Below are 23431 nucleotides of genomic sequence, written 5' to 3' on the forward strand. Positions count from 1 at the left end.
ACGGGTGAGGGGTATTTGTTGGGTGAAAGTGTTCAATCTTATTTAGCAGTAATTGTCCATTTTAGTATAGCGTTTACAATGGTGCCCTATCTCCATTATGAGGTCACTCTATCTCCAAATTTTAGTTCCGTAATTTGACCCGTCAATAACATTTCTAAAACTGTCTTGTTTTAGCTGCAAAGGTTGCTATATAGGCATAAAAAAGAATCCTATTCAAAAGTGAATTGGACTCTTTTTGGTATTTATACTAGTTTTTGTAACTATATATGTTGAACTAATAAATACGATAACTAGTTGATGGTAGTGGAGAGCTTCGAAACCAGCGGGAAAAGCTTGAGCTGAAGACCCCGCACTGAGCTCAGCGAAAGTCGTTATGAAGAACGGCTTTTGCGAATAAAAGCGAAGCGTTATAAGCATCGCTTTTACAACCTGTATAATTTTGCAAAGAACACAAAATTATACAAATCGCACTCTTCGTTGTGCGACTGGCTGAAGCCAAGCCCGCGGAAAGCGTCAGGGAAAGATCGAACTGTAACATTCCGCACTGTCCGCTCGGAACGAAAATCAACGTTTTGTTCAAGGCCTCCGCATGTTTAGGATCTCTACTTCAACTTATATATATTGATTTTAAATGAGTTGTGTTTTTTTCTTTGCAGGCATTGAAAGGGAAATCGCTGCACAGATGAAACCGATCAGGACAACTATACCACCAACTGCGGGCATACTAGTGACGCTTCCAGTTTGACTATAGACCATTCCGCCTACTCCTGAGCCGAGTGCAATCCCGACTTGTAAAGCTGAGTTGTTGAAACTTTGGTGAATATCAGATGAAACTGGATCGCTTTGAATAATGTATTCTTGTTGCGCGGGTGCAAGTGCCCAACTAAGTGCGCCCCAAATCATCATGGAGATGATGAAAATTGGGAGTGAGAACGTTGAGTAGGGAAGCATGAACAAACTGACCGCGAAAGCACCTAAGATAATTAAAATACTTTTGGTGGAACCAATACTTGTAGCGAGTCCGCCACCGAAGGCCCCTCCGCTCATTGCTGCGATTCCAAATAAGAAGTAGCAAATACTAATCCAGTATGGAGTTAGTTGCATTGTCGTTTCTAGGAAAGGTGTGAAATAAGCGTATACCGTATAATGTCCAGCAAGCATGAACATCGTTGCTAAATGGGCAAAGAAAACTTTCTTGTTCGTAAACGCTTTTAATTGGGCAGAAAGAGGTTGTACTTCTCCAGTCGGGATTTGTTCTAGATATCTAGCGATTAGCACAATCGAGCCAACTGTTAAAATGCCGATGCCTAGAAAGACGGAACGCCAGCCGAACGCATCTGTGACGATAATACCAATTGGCACACCAAGAACAAGTGATGAACTAATGCCCATATAGATATAACCAAGTGCTTTTGCCCGGTATGCAGGCTTTGAAATCCGTGCAGTAATGGTTAATGAAAGAACGATCACCAAGGCAGCACTTGCAGCAGTCAATACGCGTGCTGCCATCATATGGGTGAATGTAGGGCTGAAATAGGTGAACACGTTGCCGATAAAAAATACAGACAAGGTAATTAGGAACAGCTTTTTTCGTTCTACTGTTGCTGTAATAGTTAATAAAACTGGCCCAGCTATTGCAAAAACGAGTGCGAAAATCGTAATAAGTTGTCCCGCGGTTCCGATTGAAACGTTTAAGTCGTCTGCAATGACCGGCAAAATTCCCCCTACCACTAATTCTACCAATCCTACTGTAATAGCTGATATGGCTAATAATAATACACGAACATCCAAAATATCTCCTCCTATAACAGGGGGTTAGCCCATTTTTTATATAGAAAAATCCCGATTACAAAAAGTACTTTTGTAATCAGGATTTGACGGTTCCTGGTAGAGACCCCCGATCCATATTATCGGGGTTATACATGACGATTATTATAATGAAATTTTCTACTTCTTAATTTATCATGTAGTGAATCGATTGGCAAGGTGTGGATGGCAAATTTTCTATGAAACTGTACATTTTACGAACGAATAATACAGCTTTAGCGCCTATTTAATTGATATGTGCGAATTAATTATCTACCTTAATAATATTTTTTGTAATCCTAAAATGCTAATTTACGCTAAAGATGGATAATTTCTGGCCGGCTTGGCTTCAGTTGAGGGAGAATGAAATCTAACCATTGTTTTAACGTCCTATGGTCCACGAAAAATCGTTCTATATTATTGTCTAAAAGTAAGGAATATTATCAGAAAAGTGAATCATGTAAGCGTTTTGATGTATAATACCATAAAAGAGGTGGGTAAATGAGGTGGATTCATTCTTTATTCTTCAAACTATTAATAGGTCTTCTATTAGTCTCAGTTATTCCGGTTACTACAGTTGGATGGTTAACTTATAATAAAGCATCACAAAGTTTAACAGAGAAATTAAACTTTCACGCAAATTATATATTAGAACAAAAAGAAGTAAGTCTAAATAATCTACATAATATTCTTGTAAGAATGGACTATGCGATTAATACTAATACACACTTTTCTACTTTTAGTGAAAATAAAAGTTTAACCGCCCATCAACAATTATTTATAGATCTCGATAATTTACTCAAAAGTATTGAGACTGCACTACCAGAAGCTGTTGGAATCACGATGATTAACGAACAAGGATTTATATATTCTTATGACTATTCATTTAATAGCGATTTTTCCGCAAAAGATATTTATAATACTGATTGGTTTCAATCTTTTGATGACTATACAAGTGCAAAAATTACAAAACCACATACCCGTGAATACAGTAATTTTGATAAAGAATTAAATGTGCACTCTTATATCCACAAAGTTTGGGATTATAAATTAAATTTATTTAATTATATTATTATTGATTTTGATGCCTCTTTAATTGCTGACTTTTTAGGTGAAAACACAGATGGAAGTGATTTCTCAGGGACTTTTATCTACGAAAATGGTGACATAGTTTTACCGCCTAAATCATCACTTGGTTTTTCAAGCAAAATGCTAAACGAACATCAAACGGGTTCAGAAGTTACTAATAATGTAGGTAAAAAGTTTATTGTCTTTAAACGAACACATTCTTTAACCAATTGGACCATTGTAGAGTATTTTGACGCTGATGTCTTTTATAAATCCATATTAGATACAAAAATAATCACTATAATTATTGTCTTTACTAGTATACTCGTTTGTATTTTCGCTTCATTATTTATTTCCCATAAAATCTCATTACCTATTAATAAAATGCGCAAAAAAATGATAGAAGTAGAAAATGGCGTCTTCAATCAAGAATTCATTACCAATTCCAAAGATGAAATAGGCGATTTGGCCCGGGGATTTAATCATATGCTTTTCAAAATTAAAGAACTTATAGACTCAGTTGTACAAGAAACAAAACTGAAAAAGGAAGCTGAAGTTACTGCTTTACAACTTCAAATAAATCCTCATTTTATATACAACACGTTAGAATCTATTAATTCTTTAGCGCGTATGAAAAAAGAATATGAAATTAGCCATTTAATCGTTCTATTGGGAAGACTACTTAGATTAAGCATTAGCACATTTGACGAAGAAGTTACAATCAATCAAGAAATCGCCTATATTGAGGGTTATTTAGAAATCCAAAAAATTAGGATGCGTGAACCTCTTCATTATCACATTTCTATTGATCCTGGCATTGGAAGCCTTTTAACGATTAAATGGATATTGCAGCCGATTGTCGAAAATGCAATTATACATGGAATTGATCCACTTCAATCAAGCGGAAATATTGATATTAATGGAAAACTGAATGATGATCATATCTTATTCCAGATTAGGGACAATGGGAAAGGCATTGATCGAGCAACTCTTAATCAAATTCGATACAGGTTAAAATTTAAATCTTCGAATTTGACAAAGTATAAGAACAAAGTTGGTCTATATAATGTACAAACTAGAATTTCATCTCGATTTGGTAGTGAGTTTGGTATCTATATAAATAGCACAGTCAATGAAGGTACAACAGTTAAAATTAAAATACCTATTATGGATGGTGATAAAGAATGTATAAAATGTTAATTGTAGATGACGACTGGCTTATTGCAGAGAGTCTAAAAGCGATGGATGAATGGATTGATTATAACATAGATGTTGTAGGAACTGCAGGTAATGGTAAAGAAGCGCTTTATTGGCTTGACAAGGAAAATATTGATTTTATTTTAACCGATATTCGGATGCCTCATATGGATGGGATCTCTTTAGCAAAATATCTTCATGAAAACATGCCAACTATTAATGTGATAATAATGAGCGGTTATGAAGACTTTTCATATGCGCAAAACGCCATTAAATATAATGTTCAAGGGTATGTTTTAAAACCAATTGCTGTAAGTGAGTTGTTTGAAATAGTTAACAAAGTGCAGAAGAAAATAAGTTTATCAGTTGAAACAGTTCCTCAAAAAGTTGAAAGCGGGTTAACTTCACAACAAGATAGGTTAATTTTAAGTGCAAAATCATACATTAACTCCAATTATATGAATCCGATTACTTTAATCGAGGTTGCCAATAAATTTCACTTAACTGAGCATTATTTTGGCCAAATTTTCAAGTCTATATCAGGTGAGACATTCATGACTTATTTAACAACAGTAAGGTTAGAAAAAGCCTGTGATTTATTAAATAATCCATCGTTGATGGTCTATAAAGTTTCTGAGCTGATTGGGTACACTGACTCTAAGCATTTTACAAAAGTTTTCAAAAAAAATTTTGGGATTACACCTTCAGAATATCGTAGAAAAATTAGTGTAAAATAGGTTCTTTCCAACGTTAGGTGAATTTGTGGTATTCAACTTATACTAGTTTTTTCGGTAGGAGTCAAAACTGTTTCTGCCATGCATGATACGTTTGATGATTTTCAACTTATTTATGCTGCCTTCAGCTAATCCGTTTATATAGGGAAACATACTTGCATTTTCAACCGCAACTATATCCTTTTTTATACCATTGATAAAAACTAGTCAATTCATTTAATTCAAGGGCTGCGATCTCTGAAATCCATCTATGTAACAGCACTTAATCTTCTGATCGAAGAACTTCCTCGAACTGCCAAAACAAGCGAAGTAATATACCGACTAATGGATACTTCTGACAACATTTTTCACTTAAAAAGAGGTACCTGTCAAACACAAAGATGAACAATTCACATATCGGATTAATTATACGAAAAGTAATGAAAAATCGCATAGGTATTGATTTACTTTGTATTATTATAGAATTGTGTTTTATTTACTAAATAGTGCCGCCCACAGGTACCTAACACTATCATGACTGTTTCTTGCACAGATACCGAAAATTCAAGTGATTTTTATAGATTGTCTATTCCTGAAATAATCAGATTTTCAATCTTTTCTAAACTCTCGTTAGGACTATATGGTACTTTTGTAAGCCACTGATTTTCTCGTGTTACACTTGTATTTTTAGATTCAGCTACTGGGTATAAAACCCATACTTCGGGCACAGGGTTAGCTGCCCTAGATTTCCTTTTACTCGGAGCATAGTCCTTAGTTTCCCCTACAAAAGTACTGTCAAATTTACTGTAATGGAGGAGTTGCTTATATGCATAGCCATTCTTACTGTATTCACTAACAGTACCGATAGCACTGGCAGGGCGATACTTAAAATCCATAACAAAACTAGCCTCATAAATACCATTAACATAATAATCTAATCTAGCATCAGGACGATTGTTTGGAAACTCTGTATATACGGGGTTGTCAAAACTAGTATTCATCCATTTGTTTGGTATTGCCTGATCATAAACTAATTGGATTATTCTATTTTCATCATTTTGGAATGTAATCTTTGTTCCCTCTTCGAGCATTGGAACTTTCCAACTTTCCAACATTTCACTGTTACCATAAATCCAACCAGAAATAGGTTTAAACCCCAATTTATTTGTTTGAAGGGCCTTTATTATTCGAATAAAACACCACATCTCATATATTTTGTCTGTCCTTTTCCAAGCATAGGCATAGTTTGAATCAAGCTGGATTTTCTTTTTCATATTTTTTAATTCTCTAGATAACTGATATAAGGTACGGTAACGAGCATCTAGGTGTAATCCCGGAGAATGATTAGGACGCACCTTTATTTCGGTTATCCAATCCGACCTTAAAAATAGAACAAAAGCATTCGTGAGTTTGGTCATTATAATTCTCTGTTGTTTAATCCAATCTAACTGTTCCGAGTGCCGTTTCACAAGATTATCAGACTCCTGACGTCCACTATAAAAATGATTAGGATTACCGCTCTTCCCCATTAATTCTTGCTTTTCTTTTTCTATCATAGGCTCTACTTTATTAAGATAATCAATAGACAACCGGCTAATTTTCAATAAATATTTTATTGACTGAACGATTGTTTGATTTTCAGGTAAATCGTGAGAAACAATTCTCTCTGGCACAAACATTCTTTTTTGCACATCAGGATATTTCAGTCTATGCTTTATTGTTTCATGGTCAATTATCCGCACTTTCGAAGCTTCTTCTAAGTAATATATTTTCTTTAGTTTGGATCGTGGAGAATTTTTAATTTGGTCAATTAATACAACTAATTTATCGTAGTTTTGAGAAAGCAATAACATTTGATTAGCGATAGAAGCATTGTTATCTAAATTTGATTTATCTTGGGCCGCTGATGCATTGCTAACTAGCACATGAGCTAGATTTTCGATCATTTCTTCCAATTCACTCTTCATAATACTAAGTTCCTGTTTACTAACCTGTTTTGGTTCGACATTCAAGTATGCATAATACTTCTTTTCACCGCATAAGACATATATACGATAAGTACCTGGAATAAAAGGGTAATAACTGGTGATATTCTCCCTGTCAAATGAATTCTTGAAGAGTTGTATCGGATCTTCTGATTCTTCTATAAAAATATTTCCTTCCTCATCCTCTTTACAAATTGCTCCCTGATAATAATCCAAAGTATCTATATATAGCCTTGCTCCTAAGTTATTTCCCGAAAAGATCATTTTTATATCCCTATTTTCAGTAATAGAAATCATTTTATCTTTTGTCAATGATTCAAAGTAAGGGTCCTCACTAAAACAACCTGAATAATCATTAATTATCTCTTCATCTTTCCCATACGGTTTCTTTAATTTTTCCTCAATGATAAATTTAAAGGGTATGACCATATATCACCAATTCCTTCGCTAATGAAGTTACTTTATTTCTCGATTCTGTAAAAATAGATAACTCCTTGTATTCATCAAAAAGATTAATAAGTTGGCTTCCTATTATTTCATCTGATACCTTATCATATCTACCCACCAATAGTGCAAGTTGCTCTTCACCACCCCGTATTTTTGTTAAAATTCGTTGTAATATCTGTAAATCAAAAGCGGTTTTCCTAGATAAAACTTCACTTTGAGGGAGACATTGTAGGTAATGATCAATTTGACGCACAATACGGAAACCGACACCGAGTTTGTCATTACTTGTTTTTAAAGCTTCATGTATTTTCCATAAAAAATCTAATTCTTCATCCACTAATTGAAATGTCGTATCTTCCATCGTAATTGGTCTAGTTGCAAAATACTGGTCTTTTGTAAAAACAGCGGTACCAATACTTTTCGTCACATCAAACTCTTTAGCAGCTCGAGCAACTTCTTTAAATTTACGAAGCTCCAGTTGAATGACATTGGCTCTATCAAGGACTTTATCAGAAAACTGATGGGTAGACTCATCCAAATTCACGGTGCCGACAAACAATACATTTTCACCAATTTTTAGCGTATCGTTGTATTTATGACTGTTATAAAGGCGATTCTGATAATCCTTGTTATAAAGACGTATCTTTCTTTGGTTTTCTCCAGTTTCCTCTAATATAGATAGAAACTGAGAAAAGTAATGTTCTACACGTGCTAGGTTCATTTCATCGAAACAAACAAGGAATAGCTTATCTTTATTTTCAGCCATATCTGCTTTTACTAAGAAATCGATTAATCCAGAATCACCAGGGCGATATATATTATTGAGTACATCTAGGTAACCTAACAAATCACTATCATCCTGCCAGAACGGTCGTACGGGTATCTTAATTAGATTACCATGCTCTTCTAAACCAAGTGCTTCAGCGTAACAGTTCACAATTTTCGATTTACCTGTCCCACTCATACCAGCCAAGATTACTAAGTTCCCAGTCTTCATAGCGGTATGAAAGTTATAAAGGTCTTGGTCCGTATAATAGAGCCCATTACCCTCTGCACTCTTTCCAAATCGCTTTAGTATTTTTTGTTCAATTTGTTCGCCTTGTGTCTTTTCAGTATTCAAACTATCTGTTTCTTTAATATCTTCAACAATGATTGGTTCTTCTTTTTTCTTATCATCCGCTATTTTTTTTTCATTTTTCTTTAATGTTTCGCGAATTTGATTCGAAGAATGCGTAGAAACAAAGTAGCAAGTGATTTTAGTGGAATCCGATATCAATTCATCTATATTGCTATAGTTGTCTAATAAGAAATCTTCATCATTGATAATAATTTTATGTGCCTCTTTTGAGAAAATCAAAGAAATTCCCTCTTGATCATATTGTATATTATTTAAAGGACCGAAGGCATAAACCTCTTCATCATTCCCTTCTATAATTAGATAAGGTGGAATGTGGTTTTTATCAAGCATCCCCTCATCAAACGACTTATTTTGGATTAAACTTCTAATTTCAGAAATCTTACTACCTATTTTTAGTTGCTCAATAAAATGGTCTACATCTGTTACTTTAAAATACGGAATGGTATCAAATCGATCGGTATCTGAGAACACTTTATTTTTCGCTTTGAAAGAAGCACTTATTAGATTATAGTAACCATCTCTGAACTGTAATTTGAATATAACAAGTGATCCATTTAAATCATTTTGTAATTCCTTCCTTTTCTGGACTTTTGATAAATTAGAGAAACTTGATTGAGCATCAAAACTATATTCAGGTCTTAGTCTATGTTCAAGGGCCTTTACAATATTATTTTGAGGGGAAAGTTCTGAAACTAATTCACTTGGAATCTCTGATAGTATTTTTATATTAACCTTAAATCTATTATTGGTTTCAAAGATTGGATCTTGTCCGCTTGACATTTCATTTAGGGTAGCTAATCTCCCAATGTAATAATTACCATATACCAATGATTTTACTTCTGTAATATTGCTCATAGTCATTCTCCTTTTATTGAATTACTAGTGTTTTTTTATATGATGTTTTATTCCAATTAATGGTTGAGAATTTTTTATTTTTAGTTAGTTGCTGTTTTTCTTTAGCTGTAAGTTTATCCTCAATATACCAGTGTTCATCATAGTTACCTTCGAAATTATAATTTTGGCAATCTCCATCAAAAATTGAAATATCATATTGCGCATTTCTCTGAATAATAATGGGGACATCTCCAAATACTAATATTCTTTTTTTATTATTGTTAATAGTCTTTTCTTTTTCTATTACTAAATAATGATCATCTTTCATTTCTTCTTCACTTTTTCTATAAGAGTATTCTAGTTCTAATTCATGGTTACGTTTTTTCATCTTAATAGTTTCTTCTTCCAAATTCCCATAAACCTCGAAATGAACTTTGCTTTCTTCCAAGAGAGTATTAGAATATAAAGTTAAATTGTTATTTTCAATTATTAGTTCTTCTAGTTTATTTTCAAATTTCTTAATTTCTTTATTTTTTTTCTCAAGCATTTCACTATATTTCATTTCCAGAGCCTTATGCGCTTTTTTCACCTTTTTCTCTGAAACATTTAGCAATTCTATTGATTTATTTAATTCAGTTACTTTCATTAAAGCAGAATTTAATTGTTCTTCAATTAATAATGTCTCAGATGATTCCTGTTCTTTAAATTTTTCTTTATTCATTACAATTTCTTTTATCAGTTGATTAACCTTTTCTACTTGCCCAGATTTAATTAAAGCGATTAGAACATAAAAATGGCCTCGTTCTTGAATAATCTCTACAATTTTTGAGATATCCATTTCAATTAGCTCATTTATATGTATCGCTTTCTCATCCAAATCTTTCTGTACATCTGGGACAATTGATCCAACATAATAGGATAGCATTGACTTTTGTACCTTAGATTTGGAAAGTTCCGAGTCAAACATCGATATAGCCATTTTTAACTTTGAATCATTTGACAATGATTGTGTCCTCAAGCTACCAATTTGTATGTTTTTTTTCAAAATCATCTCTTTTTTTTGCTCATAAGTTAATTCTCTACTTAGAAACTTCCAGACATCCATAGCTATTTTTTTTGCCAATTCTTCTTCCCCCTCATCAAATTAATCCTGTATTATCATTGGTGCTTTTAGCTAACCAAAGACTATTATACCATTTTACAGAAAATAACTTGTTAGTATAGGTAAAAGTTCACTAATGACCAGTATAATCATTTAATTATTTAAAGATTAATTAATAATACTGAATATATATTCTTGAATTGTTTCATTGATTATATAATACAGCCAGGTTCTAGTACCCGATGTCATTCATTCTATCCAGCAATCCTTAAAGTTATTTTCCTAGCTTTTTATATGTGTCTGATATAGTAATATAACTATGTGCATCCACATAAATTAAAAACCCGCGAAATGATGCATTGACCTCGATAATGACTTATAAAAGTACCTTCTTCATCCTACCCCTAATATACTCCCCCAACTCCCTATCACAACAATACACATAACACCCCTTCATCCCCCGCGTCATCAGTGTCTTATACGTATTCCTCACCAATCTATCCAACAAATCAGCTTGTCCCTTTTTAGGTTTTGCGGGTCTTGCACCTTTATCTTTGAAATACTCTCTTCTCACAACAAGTGACTGGGTCTCAGGATCATAGCCTAAGTCATTTCCGATAATTACACCTGCGTATTCCATTTCAAGTCCTTGTACGGTATGAATGCATCCGATTTGATAAGAACAGTCTGGGTGAATGGCCCAATCGATACGATTAGGATCATTCCAAGGCATCGCAAAGTCCATGTCTTCAATTACGACATCATTTGGTAATACTCCGTCAAGAGATGTCTTATCCCAATCCCATGCATATCCTGCCATCACTCGGCCATTTCTTTCATTTACTACTTTCTGAATTAATTCTTGCGGTGTATCTACAACTTGAAAATCATAGTCTCCTTCTAAATTTGTAAGCATTTCTTTTTCATTTAATAAATGATCTAACCATTCTATATAGTTTCCTGAGCCGGAGCAGCGGAATTGTGAGTCTAGTTCAACAACATGAACCTTCGAGTTTTGTTTTTTTGCTTCTTCTTTTATTAAATTGAAATTGCCAATGTCTTTATTGGAGATGACTTGGTTGTCATCCACGAAAAATACACTTAGTTTACTTGCGCGGATAATTTGTGTGGCTTGGTTCTCGCCTTCGATTTTCCTCTTCATATGTCCCTGATTCTTTAGCCGATGTGCTTCGTCACAGACTAAAACATCGAAATAATTAGAAGGTGTATCTACATAGGAAGCGGAACCTTTAAACAAATCTCGAATTTCTACAAATCCACTAGATCCTATTAATTTCTTTCGCAGTATTTCCCTAAAAGCTTGATTGGGTGTGATGTATTCTATGGAGGATTCCTTTGTAAGCAAATAATTCATAAGGTTCAACCCAATTACTGATTTCCCCGTTCCAGGGCCGCCCTTGATTAAAATAGTATGTTTTGCTGCTGATGCACTTATTACTTCCTCATATAGAGTCACAACTTTCTCATAAGCTACTTTTTGTTCATCCAATAGAATGAATTCCTCATTCCCCTGAAATAGAGAATTCACTGTTTCGACTAGTTTTTTTGAAGGACGAATTTTACCCTCTTCGATACTTTTGGCAATTTCAAAACCATTGCCTTCTGATACATCATTTTTTAGTTTCGCCGCCAGTTCACGATCGTTAAACTGAAAGTAAATCGGAGTGTCTTCTATGTAGTTCAAATAGCGCGGATCAAGTAAGGGTTCATTGTTCCGTGCTGGGATATAATTATGCAAATAGGCACAGGATGTAAGATTAATTGATGAATCCTGATAGAAAGCTTCATTGAAGCTTTGGAGATATCTTTTGTAGGAACGCGCTTGATAGGATGGGTGAACTGTTTCCCTCTCCCTCCCCCCTAAGAAGGTTCTTACAATACCATCTCCTTTTTCTACCTTTGCTTTCTGCCATTGCTTTAATTCCACAATAACTGCATTTTTCTGCCCCTTTTTGTCATGGCCAGCGATTAGAAAATCAATCCTTTTTTCAGTAGATGGCAACTTGTACTCAAGTAATATATGCGTATCGTCTTTCACGTTTGCATCCCTTAGCACTCTAGCCATTTGTGGAAGTGAATTTTCCCATGACCTTAATTCACTGGCAGAAATGGATTTATTCATAAGATGCTTTACGTTCTCCTGTAGTACATAGCCAATTTCATTATCTAGAATATGTTCTAAAAAACGAGACGATGGTTCGTTATAGATAATCAATTTAATCCGCCCCTTTTCACAAGAACTTTTTACCGCAATTTTCATATACAATATAGTGCTATCCAATACAATTGACTTAGTTCATTAGTAACTAGTCTCATTTTACATAATTTTACCACAGTTACCAATCCAACCTACAAGAATACTCAAATAATTCTTTTTTCCGGTTTAGTTTACACTTGATGTATTCCCTTATCAGATTTCATATAGATTATTCGCCTTTGATTTCAAGCACACCACCAAAAAACCAAATTTTCACAAACCAATATAACAGACTAATAGAATGGCAAAGATCAGAAGCGATTTTATGCAATTTAAAACACTTAACCACGGACCTGATATCCCACTTGCATCGCTGGCGACGGAAGCACTTGTTGCGGCAACTCTTTTATCAATAAATTCATCACTTATCCTCCCTTATAAAATGATGAACAAACACAATTCTACCTACTAGCGAGTGTTTATTGACGGCAGCACGACATCCGTCTTTAGCCTAGACGAACGCCACTTTAACCCTTCATATAAACAATACATTCGAAAAAGGATACACCGTAGTGGCATTTAATTACCCTCACTTTTGTAATGGAGATTTCAATGTAATAAAGTCATTTGGTTACAGACAATTATGCTATTATAAATACATTAAAAGTTTCACAGTAGACGATGAGATAGAAAAAGAAATAAGGCCTTTTCAAGAAAATCATTGCGGAACAAATTATTGCTCGTTCATCAAATTTCCAATGATGTGTGGAGCGAAAACTAACTGAATGTGGGTGCAATGACGATGCAAAAGCTCTATTTTGAACCTGCATGGGACCGAGCAATTGCCCCTGCTGATCGCAAAAAAATGATGAATCATTTCCAACAACAAACAAAACAACTGCAAAGCGGCGTCCATTTTTCATTTTTATGGAATGCCCGCAATTATAAAGGTGAACAGCTTATTACTGTACTCATTCACAATTTTGAGGAAGTAAACTTCCGCTTACAAAATACAACCATTGCCTACTATGAACAAGGCAACCAACTGGCCAATGCAATGTTTAGCTTACCTTGTGAAATTGCCAGAAATACCTCCATGCCATGGACGTTTATATTTTCAAAAACGAATGAAACAACTAGTTGTCCGCAATATACAATCTGGAATTAGGGAAAAAGAGTTTGGTGAAAATGTATCTCCCCCATTAACCAGAAGGACCAACCACGACTAAAAATAAAGCACACCATAAAAAAATTCAATTTTCTGAAACCCTATGATAGACTAATAGAATAGCAAAGAAAGGAAGCGATTTTATGCAATTTAAAACACTTAACAATGGACTTGATATCCCACAACTCGGCTTCGGAGTGTGGAAAATCCCTGATGACGAAGCAAAAAATGCAGTGGAACAAGCTCTAGAAGCTGGCTATCGTTTGATTGATACTGCAAAAATTTATCGAAATGAAGTTGGTGTCGGTAAAGCACTTGCAGCTAGCACTGTGCCACGAGAGGATCTATTCATCACAACCAAACTTTGGAATGCCGATCAAGGCTATGAAAATACACTAAAAGCATTCGATGAAAGTCTCGAAAAACTTGGTCTCGATTATGTTGATCTTTATTTAATCCATTGGCCAACACCAATGTTTGATACGTATGTAGACACGTACAAGGCATTAGAAACAATTTATAAAGAAGGCCGAGCAAAGGCTATTGGCGTCTGTAACTTTGATATCGAGCATTTACAACGGATCATAAATGAATGTGAAGTAATGCCGTCCGTGAACCAAGTGGAGTGCCACCCCTATCTACAGCAAACAGAACTCAAGGCGTTTTGTAAAGAACATGGCATTCTTTTCGAAGCATACAGCCCATTAATGAACGGCACCAAGGTTTTACAAGATCCAGTAATTCAGGAAATTGCAAATCAATATGGTAAAACACCAGCCCAAGTCATTCTGCGTTGGCATCTTCAAACAGATGTCGTTGCCATTCCTAAGACAGTGACACCTTCACGAATGGACGAAAACATAAACGTATTTGATTTTGAATTAAGTGACGCGGATTTAGATAAGATTGCGACACTTGAACGCAACGAGCGCCATAATGCAGTACCTAGCCAATTTGACATGCGTTAATTGCAGACACCGAAAATAAAATAATCCCTCATTTTCTCGGAATAGAAAATGAGGGATTATTTTAACCTTCATGATTCAATGAGGATCTTAGTCTTTGTCTTTGTCTTTGTCTTTGTCTTTGTCTTTGTCTTTGTCTTTGTCTTTACCTTTGTCCAAGTTTTTCTCCTTATCTCTCTTATCCTCCTTATCCTTTTTGTTTTCTTTCTCTCTGTCTTTCCTCTTATCTTTCTTATCCTCTTTATCCTTTTTGTTCTCTTTCTCTCTGTCTTTCCTCTTATCTTTCTTGTCCTCTTTATCCTTTTTCTTTTCTTTATCTATCTTCTGCCCGTTGTCTATCATTCCACTTCGTTTCTTTTTCTTCTTTTCAACTAATGGTAAATTAAATTCCTTGTTAGGCAATTCGCTCATGGATTTAGTTACTATTTGTTGGAAGATAGTTGTCACTGTGACACCACTTGTTGCTGTCAAGTAATGGTCTTGATCGGTTTTATCGTAACCTAACCAAATCGCACCAACGATATCTGGTGTGTATCCAACAAACCAGTGATCTTTTGAGCCAGCTACGCCAGGGAAAGGCAATTGTGTAGTACCGGTTTTCCCAGCAACGTCTATCCCGGCTATCTGTGCATTCTTAGCTGTTCCGTTATCCACAACCCCTTTTAGCATATACGTCATCTTTTGAGCAATTTCCGGTTCTGTAACTTGAGCAGACTTTTCACTCCACTTCCCAACTACAATTCCTCCTGCATCCTTTATTTCTGAAATAGCATGAGCTTGCATCATTATTCCATCGTTCGGATATACGGAAAAAGCTTGCGCCATTAACAAAGGAGACGTTCCTTGGTGTAAACCACCAAGTGCTAGCCCGAGATTATGATCTTCTTTTTCTAAAGGAATACCAAACCGTTCAACTGTGCTAAAACCTTGTTCAATTCCGATTTCATTTAATAACCAAACTGGAGGTATGTTGTACGAGTTAATTAGCGCATCATACAGTGTCACTTGGCCGCGGTATCGTTTATCAATATTTTGTGGTTGATAGCCATCTATATTGATTGGTTCATCAACCAGCATATCGTCAAAGTCATACCCCTGCTCCAATGCAGACGTATAAACAGCAAGTGGTTTTAATGCTGACCCCGGTTGCCTTACTAAATTTGTCGCATTATTAAAACGTTTGTACGTATAGTCGCCTCTTCCTCCCACTAACGCGCTAATCCCACCCGTTTTAGGATTAAGAAATACGGATCCACTTTGAATTAGTTGATCGGGCTTGCTAACTGGAAAGTTGCTTTCATTCTGATAAACTTCTTCCGTAGCGTCCTGAATAACAGGGTTTAGTTCCGTATAAATGTGAAATCCGCCAGATAACACTTCACTCTCAGTTAATCCGTACTTATTTACTGCTTCCTCGATTAGATAGTCCACATAATACGGATATTTCCCTTTATAATCGATGGTCTCTTTATCCGTTAACGCAATGGGTTGAACTATTGTTTTTTCAAGATCCTTTTGATTGATATAGCCTTCGCTCTTCATTAATGACAGCACGATATTTCTTCGTTCAACCGCTTTTTCCATGCTTTTATAAGGTGATAAGTTAGACGGAGCCTTGACTAGTCCCGCTAGTGTAGCTGATTCGTTTAATGTTAATTCACTAACATCTTTACCAAAATAGACGTGTGCTGCTCGTTGAATCCCCCATGCGCCTTCACCAAAATAGATTTGGTTTAAATAACGTTCCATGATTTCATCTTTTGAGTACTTTCTTTCGATTTTCTTTGTGAATATAAGTTCTTTGAATTTACGTGTATACGTGCGTTCCTCTGTTAAAAATACATTTTTCGAAAGCTGTTGCGTAATTGTACTACCGCCAGCAACAACTTTACCTTTTACAAGATTTTTCATAAGTGCTTTGGTAATACCAAAGTAATTAATTCCGCTATGCTTATAAAAACGTTGGTCTTCTGTAGCAACAAAAGCTTCAATGAGTTCTGTTGGAATTTGATCCAGACTAACTCCTTCAATTTTCGAGTTAGAAACTTTACTAGCTACCTCGCCATTTATATCATAAATAAATGTAGGTCTTGGTTCTACTATATCCAATTTACTGACATCGCTAAACGCTATTAAAATAGAAAATACCAATAGCCCAAACAAGATAATACCTAGGAAGACTACTACTAGTCTATTGATGCGTTTTTTTGATTTAAACCGTTCTTTACTGCTGCTTAATCGAGTCTGTTGTTTCCTACGTTCCATTCTGCTCAAACGAATACCACCTTCTATGTTGTTGCAATGAAATTATGAAACTATGCGTTACAAATAATTTTTGGGAATGCATGCCTAACATTCAACACTAAACTAACGCCAATCCGATATCAATAGTGTCATTGTCGCATTTGGTGTCAGGTGCTACTTTCTCGCAATGCTTGTACCCTACTTCCATGATGAAACAATAGTACGACACAAAAAAATAACTACCCTATAAAGGTAGTCGGTTGCATATAAATCAAATTTTTGTACCTGCAAAACGAACAATCCTGTTTGTTTAAACATTCACTATACCTCAATGCATAGCATAGGTACTTCAAATTTAAGGTGCGTAATGAAAAGGTATAAACGTTTTTCACGCTTTATTGCCGGAAGTCCTATATAATTCTATCGTAAAGAGGGGGAAGATTTATGAAATTCGAAATGACGGAAAACGGTTTTGAGACTACGACGGCATTTGGTCAACTAACCATTTCAGGTAATGAGGAGTATGGGTTTAGGCCATACCAACTTCTGGTTTCTTCTGTTGCGGTATGTAGTGGTGGTGTATTACGAAATATACTAGAAAAAATGCGCATGCCCGCTGAAAATGTAACAATTGAAGTGAAAGAAGTACTTCGTAATCCGGAGATTGCCAACAGAGTTGAAAAAATCCATCTTCATTTTATCATTAAAGGTCAACATATCGATGAGTCAAAAATGGATAAAGTATTCGAGTTGACCAAGAAGAACTGTTCCATGGCCCAATCCGTCATCGATTCAATTGAACTGGTTGAAACGTATGAAATTATAGCTTGAGGTGTAGTATGTTACGTCTGTTGATTAACCAATAGTAATGAGTTAATTACTTGATCAGCACATGCCCACTACTTGTATAGTTGCGCTTTTGGATCGAATGACTTCTATGTTTCAAGTCAAAAAACCCACACTTTCTTACCATTTAAATAAGGTACCCATATATCAATCATCTAATGAAGTATTTCACTTCGCATGAGATGGATAAATGGGTACCTTTTTATAGCGTTACACCTTAAACTCTTGAATCATTTCTTGTAAGTCGATTGCCTTTTCGAGTCCCGGTTGCCTGTGCACCACACATTTTTTTGCAATCCAACATTAAATTGTTCCATCTATCCACCATTTCCTTCTCGAATTTTACGCAGTATCCCTTTCCATATACATATCCCCAAAACACCAAACCATATCTAAGATTTGTATAAACTAAATCTATGTCTTTCCTAGACCATTCACACTACAATAAACCTATACAGATGAAAGGCGGTGCTCTACACCTATGATTAGCGAACAAATCTTAATCAGCACAGTTTTCATTGCTGGGATGCTCTCCTTTTTTTCACCATGCATCCTTCCCCTACTGCCTGTTTATATATCCATCCTTTCAACGGATGAAAATGGCACACAAGATCGGCAATCTTTGAAAACACTCGGTAAATGGCAAGTAAACCCGCGTTTAATTTTCAAAACAATTATTTTTGTTTTCGGACTATCCACAAGCTTTGTCATCTTAGGATTTGGTGCTGGGGCTCTTGGCTCTTTCATTAATACAGATTGGTTTATCGGCTTTTGCGGGGCTATCGTGGTGGTGCTTGGATTACACCAAATGGGGTTATTTAACCTCTCTCTATTAAACCGACAAAAAAAGGTTGAACTTAAAAGAAGTGGCAAGCGAGATATACTAGGAACCTATTTACTCGGCTTTACATTCAGTTTTGGATGGACCCCTTGTATCGGCCCAATCCTTGGCGCAGTATTAGGATTATCGGCAAGTGAAGGTCATGCACTATATGGTGCTATGCTCATGTCATTTTATGCACTTGGTTTATTAATCCCCTTTTTACTGCTTTCTATTTTCTCAGATTTATTATTAAGACAAGTAAAGAAAATCAACAAGCATATGCGTAAAATACGCTTTATTGGCGGTGTCATTATTGTCATCATGGGCATTATTTTGATGACGAACAACTTAAATCTATTCGTATCTTTAATACCACAGTAAAGGAGGCGTTTAATTGTGTTGAAAAAAATACCTATTCTTCTTGCTCTCGTCTTTTTAATGACAGCATGCTCTGGCGATAAGGATCAAACTACTAAGCAAACAAACAATGAAAAGCAAGCACCAACTTTTGACTTAGTGGATGTAGATGGAAATCCGCACAATCTCTCGGATTATGCGGGCAAAAAAGTATATATTAAATTCTGGGCTTCTTGGTGTTCAATCTGCTTATCGGGCCTAGAAGAAATAAATACGCTAGCTGCGGAAGAGAAGGACTTTGTCGTTCTTACAATTGTTTCACCCGGTTTTAACAATGAAAAGAACAGTGATGCCTTTATTAAATGGTTCAAAGGCGTTGAAAATGTCTCTTCTATACCTGTTCTTTTAGATGAGGGTGGCTCCATAGCCAAACACTATCAGGTACGGGGTTACCCTACTTCTGTCTTCATTAATGCAGACGGTGAATTGATCAAAACGCAACCTGGACATTTAAGCAACGAACAAATCAGAACTCAATTAAAATAATACCACTAACGAAGGGGGCTTGAAGAACAATGAAATTTAAACTTATCGGCGGATTACTAGGACTACTGCTTCTACTTGCGGGTTGTTCGACATCGAACGCAACGTTAAAAAGCGTTACAGATACTTCACCTAATCAAACTGGAGCGGCTTCCAAGTATCCTGAAAACCCAAATTTACAAGTGACATATGATCCCGATAAATTAGAGGAAATTTGGCTTGCAGGCGGTTGCTTTTGGGGAGTTGAAGCCTATATGGCACGGGTGTATGGTGTAGCTGACGTTACTTCTGGTTACGCAAACGGCCATACAGAAGGCCCTACCTATGAAAAGGTAATTAAGGGAGACACGGGATATGCTGAAACAGTCCATGTACGTTACGACCCGGAGCGCGTTGATTTGGAAAAACTGTTAACACACTATTTCCAAGTGATTGACCCGACTGTCTTAAATCGACAAGGAAATGATCGCGGAGAACAATACCGTACGGGCGTTTATTATAAAAAAGCCTCAGATAAAGGTATAATTGATCAAGTAGTCGCAAAAGAACAGAAAAAATATGATGACCCCATTGTGACTGAAGTTGAATCATTACTATCCTATACACTTGCGGAGGATTATCATCAAGATTATCTGGAGAAAAATCCAGACGGTTATTGCCATATCGAATTCGATTCGCTTGAAGATCAGGAAATACCTAGCCTCATTGATCCCGCGTTATACCCTAAACCGAGCGATAAGGAACTTAAAGAAAAGTTGACTGACATTCAGTATAAAGTGACCCAAGGTAATGGAACAGAAATGGCTTTCTCCAATGACTTCTGGGACAATTATGAACCTGGACTATATGTTGATATTGCAACTGGTGAACCTCTTTTTTCATCATCCGACAAATATGATTCTGGCTGTGGTTGGCCAAGTTTTACAAAACCAATTGACCCGGATGTAGTCGTTGAACTGGAAGATAAAAGCTTTAATATGATTAGAATTGAGGTAAGAAGTCGCTCAGGAAATAGCCATTTAGGGCATGTTTTTGACGATGGACCAAAAGACAGAGGCGGATTACGCTATTGCATTAACAGTGCTGCGATAGCTTTCATTCCACAAGCAGAAATGGAAGCAGCTGGTTACGGCTATCTTAAAAACAGTACAAAATAAGGGGGTTCTTGCCCCCTTTTTAGTCATTTAGATAGAAAGGAGACAGCCATGTACACATTATTAGTAGTCGATGATGAACCTATCATTATTAAAGGCATTCGCTCCTTTGTCGATTTTGAAGCACTTTCGATTTCAGCTGTCTACGAAGCATCCAATGGAGAAATGGCGCTTGAAAGCTTTAAGGAGCATCTACCTGATCTTGTTTTAGCTGATATTAATATGCCTAAAATGAACGGACTTGATTTTGCCATAGCTGCAAAAGCCATTAAACCGGATGTGAAAATAGCACTCGTAACCGGCTATGATTATTTTGACTATGCGTTAACGGCTTTAAAGAATGGCATCGACGACTATGTATTAAAACCCGTATCCAGAAAAGACATTCAAGAAACATTAAAAAAGCTCATTGAAAAGCTTAATAATGACCAAAGTACTTCAGAGGTTTCGCGACTTGTAAAGGATATTATCAGCAACTCGATTTCTTCTGAAGATACGGGCTACAAATCTAAAATCCAAAATGAAATAGCTCTAAACATCTCAAATAACGAGTTCTCTTTAACCTATTTGGCGAAACAAATGTCCCTAAGCACATCCTACCTAAGCACGCTATTTAAGTCGCTATATGGCACTACATTCCAAGATCATATGCTTTCCATTCGACTGGATCGCGCTAAAATATTATTGCTCAGTACAGAGATGAAAGTATATGAAATTGCTGATGCAGTAGGCTTCGACGATCCTAACTATTTCAGTGCAACCTTCAAAAGGAGATTTCATTTTTCTCCAAATCAGTTTAAGGAAAAGGCAAAAGAATGAAGCGATTTACATCTAAAATGATGAAAAAACTTCGCGTGCAAATTGCCCTCCATTATTTAATGGCGAGTGCACTCACCCTCTTACTGATGGGATTCATCCTCTATGCGAGTATTTCATCAGTTGTATTAAAAGAGGCTGTAACTACAACGGAGACGGCTGTTGATAAAAGTGGGATGTATATTGACTTATATATTGATCGTTTAAAAGCTGTTTCAAGCTTACTCTCTGAAAATCCACAACTTGTTAGCTATTTATCCAACACAAAGCGTGATCCTTTAGCAAAGAAAGATATATACACGAGTATTGACACAACAATTGCTTCAGACTCCTTCATTAAATCGGTCATTATCGTCAGTAAGGATGGGCAAATCCTTTCGAATGAACGTAACTTAAACATGAGCATGTCCAGTGATATGATGAAGGAACAATGGTATATCTCCGCGATCCATAGTGGAAGCATGCCTGTACTTACGTCTGCGAGAATGCAGAAGTTTTCTATGGACAAAGACAGTTGGGTAATCTCCATCAGCCGCGAGATTAAGAACACACAAGGCGAAAATATTGGTGTGTTGCTGATTGATATCGAATATAAGGTAATTGACGATTACTTAGCAAATTTGGATTTAGGTAAAACCGGTTTCTCTTTTATTATCAATGACAATTCCGAGGTCGTTTACCATAAGGACCCTGTTTACTTTAGAGACGTGGCGAAACAAAACACACTTCGAAATATTGTTGCAAATAAAGACAGTTATGACACGAAGCAAAACACACTCACACATACCTATCCTCTCAAAAATGCGGATTGGCTGCTTGTCGGTGTGTCTTCTCAAGATGGTCTACTTGCTATAAAAAAACAACTTCTAGAAATCTTTTTATTGGTAGGAATCGTCCTTCAAATCATCGCAGCTATAAGTGTCGGCTTATTTGCAGGGAGAATAACTGCACCTTTTCAAAAATTAGAAAAAGCGATGCAAGAAATTGAGAATGGTTTATCAGAAGTGCCAATTGACGACAAAGGTTGTTATGAAGCACAAAGTTTAGCAAGACATTTCAATCTTATGATTCAAAAAATTGAAAAGCTCATGCAGGAAATTACGGAGAAAGAAAAGCATCTTAGATCTTCTGAAATTAATGTACTACATAGCCAAATCAATCCGCACTTTTTATACAACACGCTCGATACAATTGTATGGATGGCTGAGTTTAATAATAGTGAAAAGGTCATTGAAATCACGAAGGCACTTGCACAATTTTTCCGCTTGTCACTTAGTGGTGGCAAGGAACTGACAACTGTAGAAAATGAACTCGATCATGTACGCCAATACCTCTTTATACAACAAGAGCGCTATGGGGATCAGTTGGCCTATGATATTGTCTGTGATGATGCATTAGTGCAGATGCAAATGCCGAAGATTTTAGTACAACCCATCGTTGAAAATGCATTGTATCATGGCATACGTGGTATCGCACGTCAAGGTCATATTGAGATTCGGGCCGAAGAAAGCGCTGGTGATATTCTTCTAATTGTAAAAGACAACGGAGAAGGCTTCGACTTGACGCAAATTGACCAGAATGTTTCAAACAATGTCGCTAAACTTGGCGGAGTCGGTATTAAAAATGTTGATGAGCGCATCAAGCTCTACTATGGAGAAGCGTATGGTATAACAATCGATTCAATTGTCGGAAGTGGAACGACTGTAACAATTAAAATCCCCCAGAATTGCGGGAAGTTGAATGTTTGAAGGCTCTTATATAAAAGTCCTTTTATCAATGATTACATGACGGCGAAAAACGTGAATAGTTGGGCTAGTCACATGCCCCTTCACAAAAATATCACGTTTGTTCCAACAATCAGATTTACTCTGCAAACAGATTGCATTTTTAATTCTTTTGGCATTGTGTAGTGCACAGGCAGAGTTGACATTATTCGAGGAACTAAAAATACACCGCTAACAGATAAACTATCTGTTAGCGGTGTATTTTCTCTTCTATTATATTCGG

General features: G+C 36.0%; 17 protein-coding genes and 1 riboswitch. Of the genes, 11 read left to right on the forward strand and 6 right to left on the reverse strand.

Annotated features, from left to right (window positions below; all coding sequences use genetic code 11):
- Positions 1 to 627 precede the first annotated feature (627 nt).
- Positions 628 to 1791 carry an MFS transporter gene (locus I2483_RS09955; RefSeq protein ID WP_207175596.1) on the reverse strand — a complete coding sequence of 388 codons (1164 nt, stop codon included), beginning with the start codon at positions 1789 to 1791 and terminating at the stop codon, positions 628 to 630.
- A 53-nt stretch (positions 1792 to 1844) separates the two neighbouring features.
- Positions 1845 to 1944, reverse strand: a riboswitch (purine riboswitch).
- Positions 1945 to 2307: 363 nt separating this feature from the next.
- Here I2483_RS09955 and I2483_RS09960 point away from each other — a divergent pair.
- Both I2483_RS09960 and I2483_RS09965 read left to right on the forward strand, forming a co-directional pair.
- Entirely contained in the window at positions 2308 to 4074 is a 1767-nt protein-coding gene (locus tag I2483_RS09960) for a sensor histidine kinase (RefSeq protein ID WP_207175597.1), read from the forward strand.
- On the forward strand, positions 4059 to 4808 hold the full coding sequence (locus I2483_RS09965; RefSeq protein WP_207175598.1) for a response regulator transcription factor: 750 nt from the start codon (positions 4059 to 4061) through the stop codon (positions 4806 to 4808). The genes I2483_RS09960 and I2483_RS09965 overlap by 16 nt, the downstream gene beginning before the upstream one ends.
- Before the next feature lie 551 nt (positions 4809 to 5359).
- On the opposite strand, the gene I2483_RS09970 is transcribed toward I2483_RS09965, so the two are convergent.
- The 4 genes from I2483_RS09970 to I2483_RS09985 form a co-directional block, all read right to left on the reverse strand.
- Positions 5360 to 7198, reverse strand: coding sequence for a DUF2357 domain-containing protein (locus I2483_RS09970; RefSeq protein ID WP_207175599.1), 1839 nt, complete (start codon positions 7196 to 7198; stop codon positions 5360 to 5362).
- Positions 7182 to 9209 (reverse strand): McrB family protein, encoded by a 2028-nt coding sequence (locus I2483_RS09975; protein ID WP_207175600.1) that lies wholly within the window; start codon positions 9207 to 9209, stop codon positions 7182 to 7184. Before I2483_RS09975 ends, I2483_RS09970 begins: the two co-directional genes overlap by 17 nt.
- Before the next feature lie 13 nt (positions 9210 to 9222).
- Entirely contained in the window at positions 9223 to 10311 is a 1089-nt protein-coding gene (locus tag I2483_RS09980) for a hypothetical protein (RefSeq protein WP_207175601.1), read from the reverse strand.
- A 355-nt stretch (positions 10312 to 10666) separates the two neighbouring features.
- Positions 10667 to 12526, reverse strand: coding sequence for a DUF2075 domain-containing protein (locus I2483_RS09985; RefSeq protein WP_207175602.1), 1860 nt, complete (start codon positions 12524 to 12526; stop codon positions 10667 to 10669).
- Between the two features lie 307 nt (positions 12527 to 12833).
- On the opposite strand from I2483_RS09985, the gene I2483_RS09990 reads away from it, so the two are divergent.
- The 3 genes from I2483_RS09990 (at position 12834) to I2483_RS10000 (ending at position 14644) form a co-directional block, all read left to right on the forward strand.
- A complete protein-coding gene (locus I2483_RS09990) occupies positions 12834 to 12980 on the forward strand; it encodes a hypothetical protein (protein WP_207175603.1) in 147 nt (48 codons plus the stop codon).
- A 330-nt stretch (positions 12981 to 13310) separates the two neighbouring features.
- Complete coding sequence (locus I2483_RS09995) at positions 13311 to 13676, forward strand: SLAP domain-containing protein (protein ID WP_207175604.1); 366 nt, start codon at positions 13311 to 13313, stop codon at positions 13674 to 13676.
- A 143-nt stretch (positions 13677 to 13819) separates the two neighbouring features.
- Positions 13820 to 14644, forward strand: a complete 825-nt coding sequence (locus I2483_RS10000) for an aldo/keto reductase (RefSeq protein ID WP_207175605.1) — start codon at positions 13820 to 13822, stop codon at positions 14642 to 14644.
- Between the two features lie 87 nt (positions 14645 to 14731).
- On the opposite strand, the gene I2483_RS10005 is transcribed toward I2483_RS10000, so the two are convergent.
- Positions 14732 to 16906, reverse strand: coding sequence for a transglycosylase domain-containing protein (locus I2483_RS10005; RefSeq protein ID WP_207175679.1), 2175 nt, complete (start codon positions 16904 to 16906; stop codon positions 14732 to 14734).
- Positions 16907 to 17329: 423 nt separating this feature from the next.
- Here I2483_RS10005 and I2483_RS10010 point away from each other — a divergent pair, with 423 nt between their 5' ends.
- The 6 genes from I2483_RS10010 to I2483_RS10035 all read left to right on the forward strand — a co-directional run bounded on the left by I2483_RS10010 (position 17330) and on the right by I2483_RS10035 (position 23172).
- Positions 17330 to 17716, forward strand: a complete 387-nt coding sequence (locus I2483_RS10010) for an OsmC family protein (RefSeq protein WP_207175606.1) — start codon at positions 17330 to 17332, stop codon at positions 17714 to 17716.
- A 496-nt stretch (positions 17717 to 18212) separates the two neighbouring features.
- A complete protein-coding gene (locus tag I2483_RS10015) occupies positions 18213 to 18935 on the forward strand; it encodes a cytochrome c biogenesis CcdA family protein (protein ID WP_207175607.1) in 723 nt (240 codons plus the stop codon).
- Positions 18936 to 18950: 15 nt separating this feature from the next.
- Complete coding sequence (locus I2483_RS10020; protein ID WP_346267719.1) at positions 18951 to 19457, forward strand: TlpA family protein disulfide reductase; 507 nt, start codon at positions 18951 to 18953, stop codon at positions 19455 to 19457.
- A gap of 29 nt (positions 19458 to 19486) precedes the next feature.
- Positions 19487 to 20611, forward strand: coding sequence for a peptide-methionine (R)-S-oxide reductase MsrB (gene msrB, locus I2483_RS10025; protein WP_207175609.1), 1125 nt, complete (start codon positions 19487 to 19489; stop codon positions 20609 to 20611).
- Positions 20612 to 20659: 48 nt separating this feature from the next.
- Positions 20660 to 21427: a response regulator transcription factor gene (locus I2483_RS10030; RefSeq protein WP_207175610.1), complete on the forward strand. Its 768-nt coding sequence runs from the start codon at positions 20660 to 20662 to the stop codon at positions 21425 to 21427.
- Positions 21424 to 23172, forward strand: coding sequence for a sensor histidine kinase (locus tag I2483_RS10035; protein ID WP_207175611.1), 1749 nt, complete (start codon positions 21424 to 21426; stop codon positions 23170 to 23172). The genes I2483_RS10030 and I2483_RS10035 overlap by 4 nt, the downstream gene beginning before the upstream one ends.
- Positions 23173 to 23431 lie beyond the last annotated feature (259 nt).

Source organism: Sporosarcina sp. E16_3 (genome assembly GCF_017347125.1).
Lineage (GTDB): Bacteria > Bacillota > Bacilli > Bacillales_A > Planococcaceae > Sporosarcina.

What these genes read in the sequence shown, in the direction of transcription:
- I2483_RS09960 (WP_207175597.1), top strand. Translation starts at nt 2,308, where the DNA reads ATGAGGTGGATTCATTCTTTATTCTTCAAACTATTAATAGGTCTTCTA.
- I2483_RS09965 (WP_207175598.1), top strand. Translation starts at nt 4,059, where the DNA reads ATGTATAAAATGTTAATTGTAGATGACGACTGGCTTATTGCAGAGAGT.
- I2483_RS09970 (WP_207175599.1), bottom strand. Translation starts at nt 7,198, where the DNA reads ATGGTCATACCCTTTAAATTTATCATTGAGGAAAAATTAAAGAAACCG.
- I2483_RS09975 (WP_207175600.1), bottom strand. Translation starts at nt 9,209, where the DNA reads ATGAGCAATATTACAGAAGTAAAATCATTGGTATATGGTAATTATTAC.
- I2483_RS09990 (WP_207175603.1), top strand. Translation starts at nt 12,834, where the DNA reads ATGCAATTTAAAACACTTAACCACGGACCTGATATCCCACTTGCATCG.
- I2483_RS09995 (WP_207175604.1), top strand. Translation starts at nt 13,311, where the DNA reads ATGCAAAAGCTCTATTTTGAACCTGCATGGGACCGAGCAATTGCCCCT.
- I2483_RS10000 (WP_207175605.1), top strand. Translation starts at nt 13,820, where the DNA reads ATGCAATTTAAAACACTTAACAATGGACTTGATATCCCACAACTCGGC.
- I2483_RS10005 (WP_207175679.1), bottom strand. Translation starts at nt 16,906, where the DNA reads ATGGAACGTAGGAAACAACAGACTCGATTAAGCAGCAGTAAAGAACGG.
- I2483_RS10010 (WP_207175606.1), top strand. Translation starts at nt 17,330, where the DNA reads ATGAAATTCGAAATGACGGAAAACGGTTTTGAGACTACGACGGCATTT.
- I2483_RS10015 (WP_207175607.1), top strand. Translation starts at nt 18,213, where the DNA reads ATGATTAGCGAACAAATCTTAATCAGCACAGTTTTCATTGCTGGGATG.
- msrB (WP_207175609.1), top strand. Translation starts at nt 19,487, where the DNA reads ATGAAATTTAAACTTATCGGCGGATTACTAGGACTACTGCTTCTACTT.
- I2483_RS10030 (WP_207175610.1), top strand. Translation starts at nt 20,660, where the DNA reads ATGTACACATTATTAGTAGTCGATGATGAACCTATCATTATTAAAGGC.
- I2483_RS10035 (WP_207175611.1), top strand. Translation starts at nt 21,424, where the DNA reads ATGAAGCGATTTACATCTAAAATGATGAAAAAACTTCGCGTGCAAATT.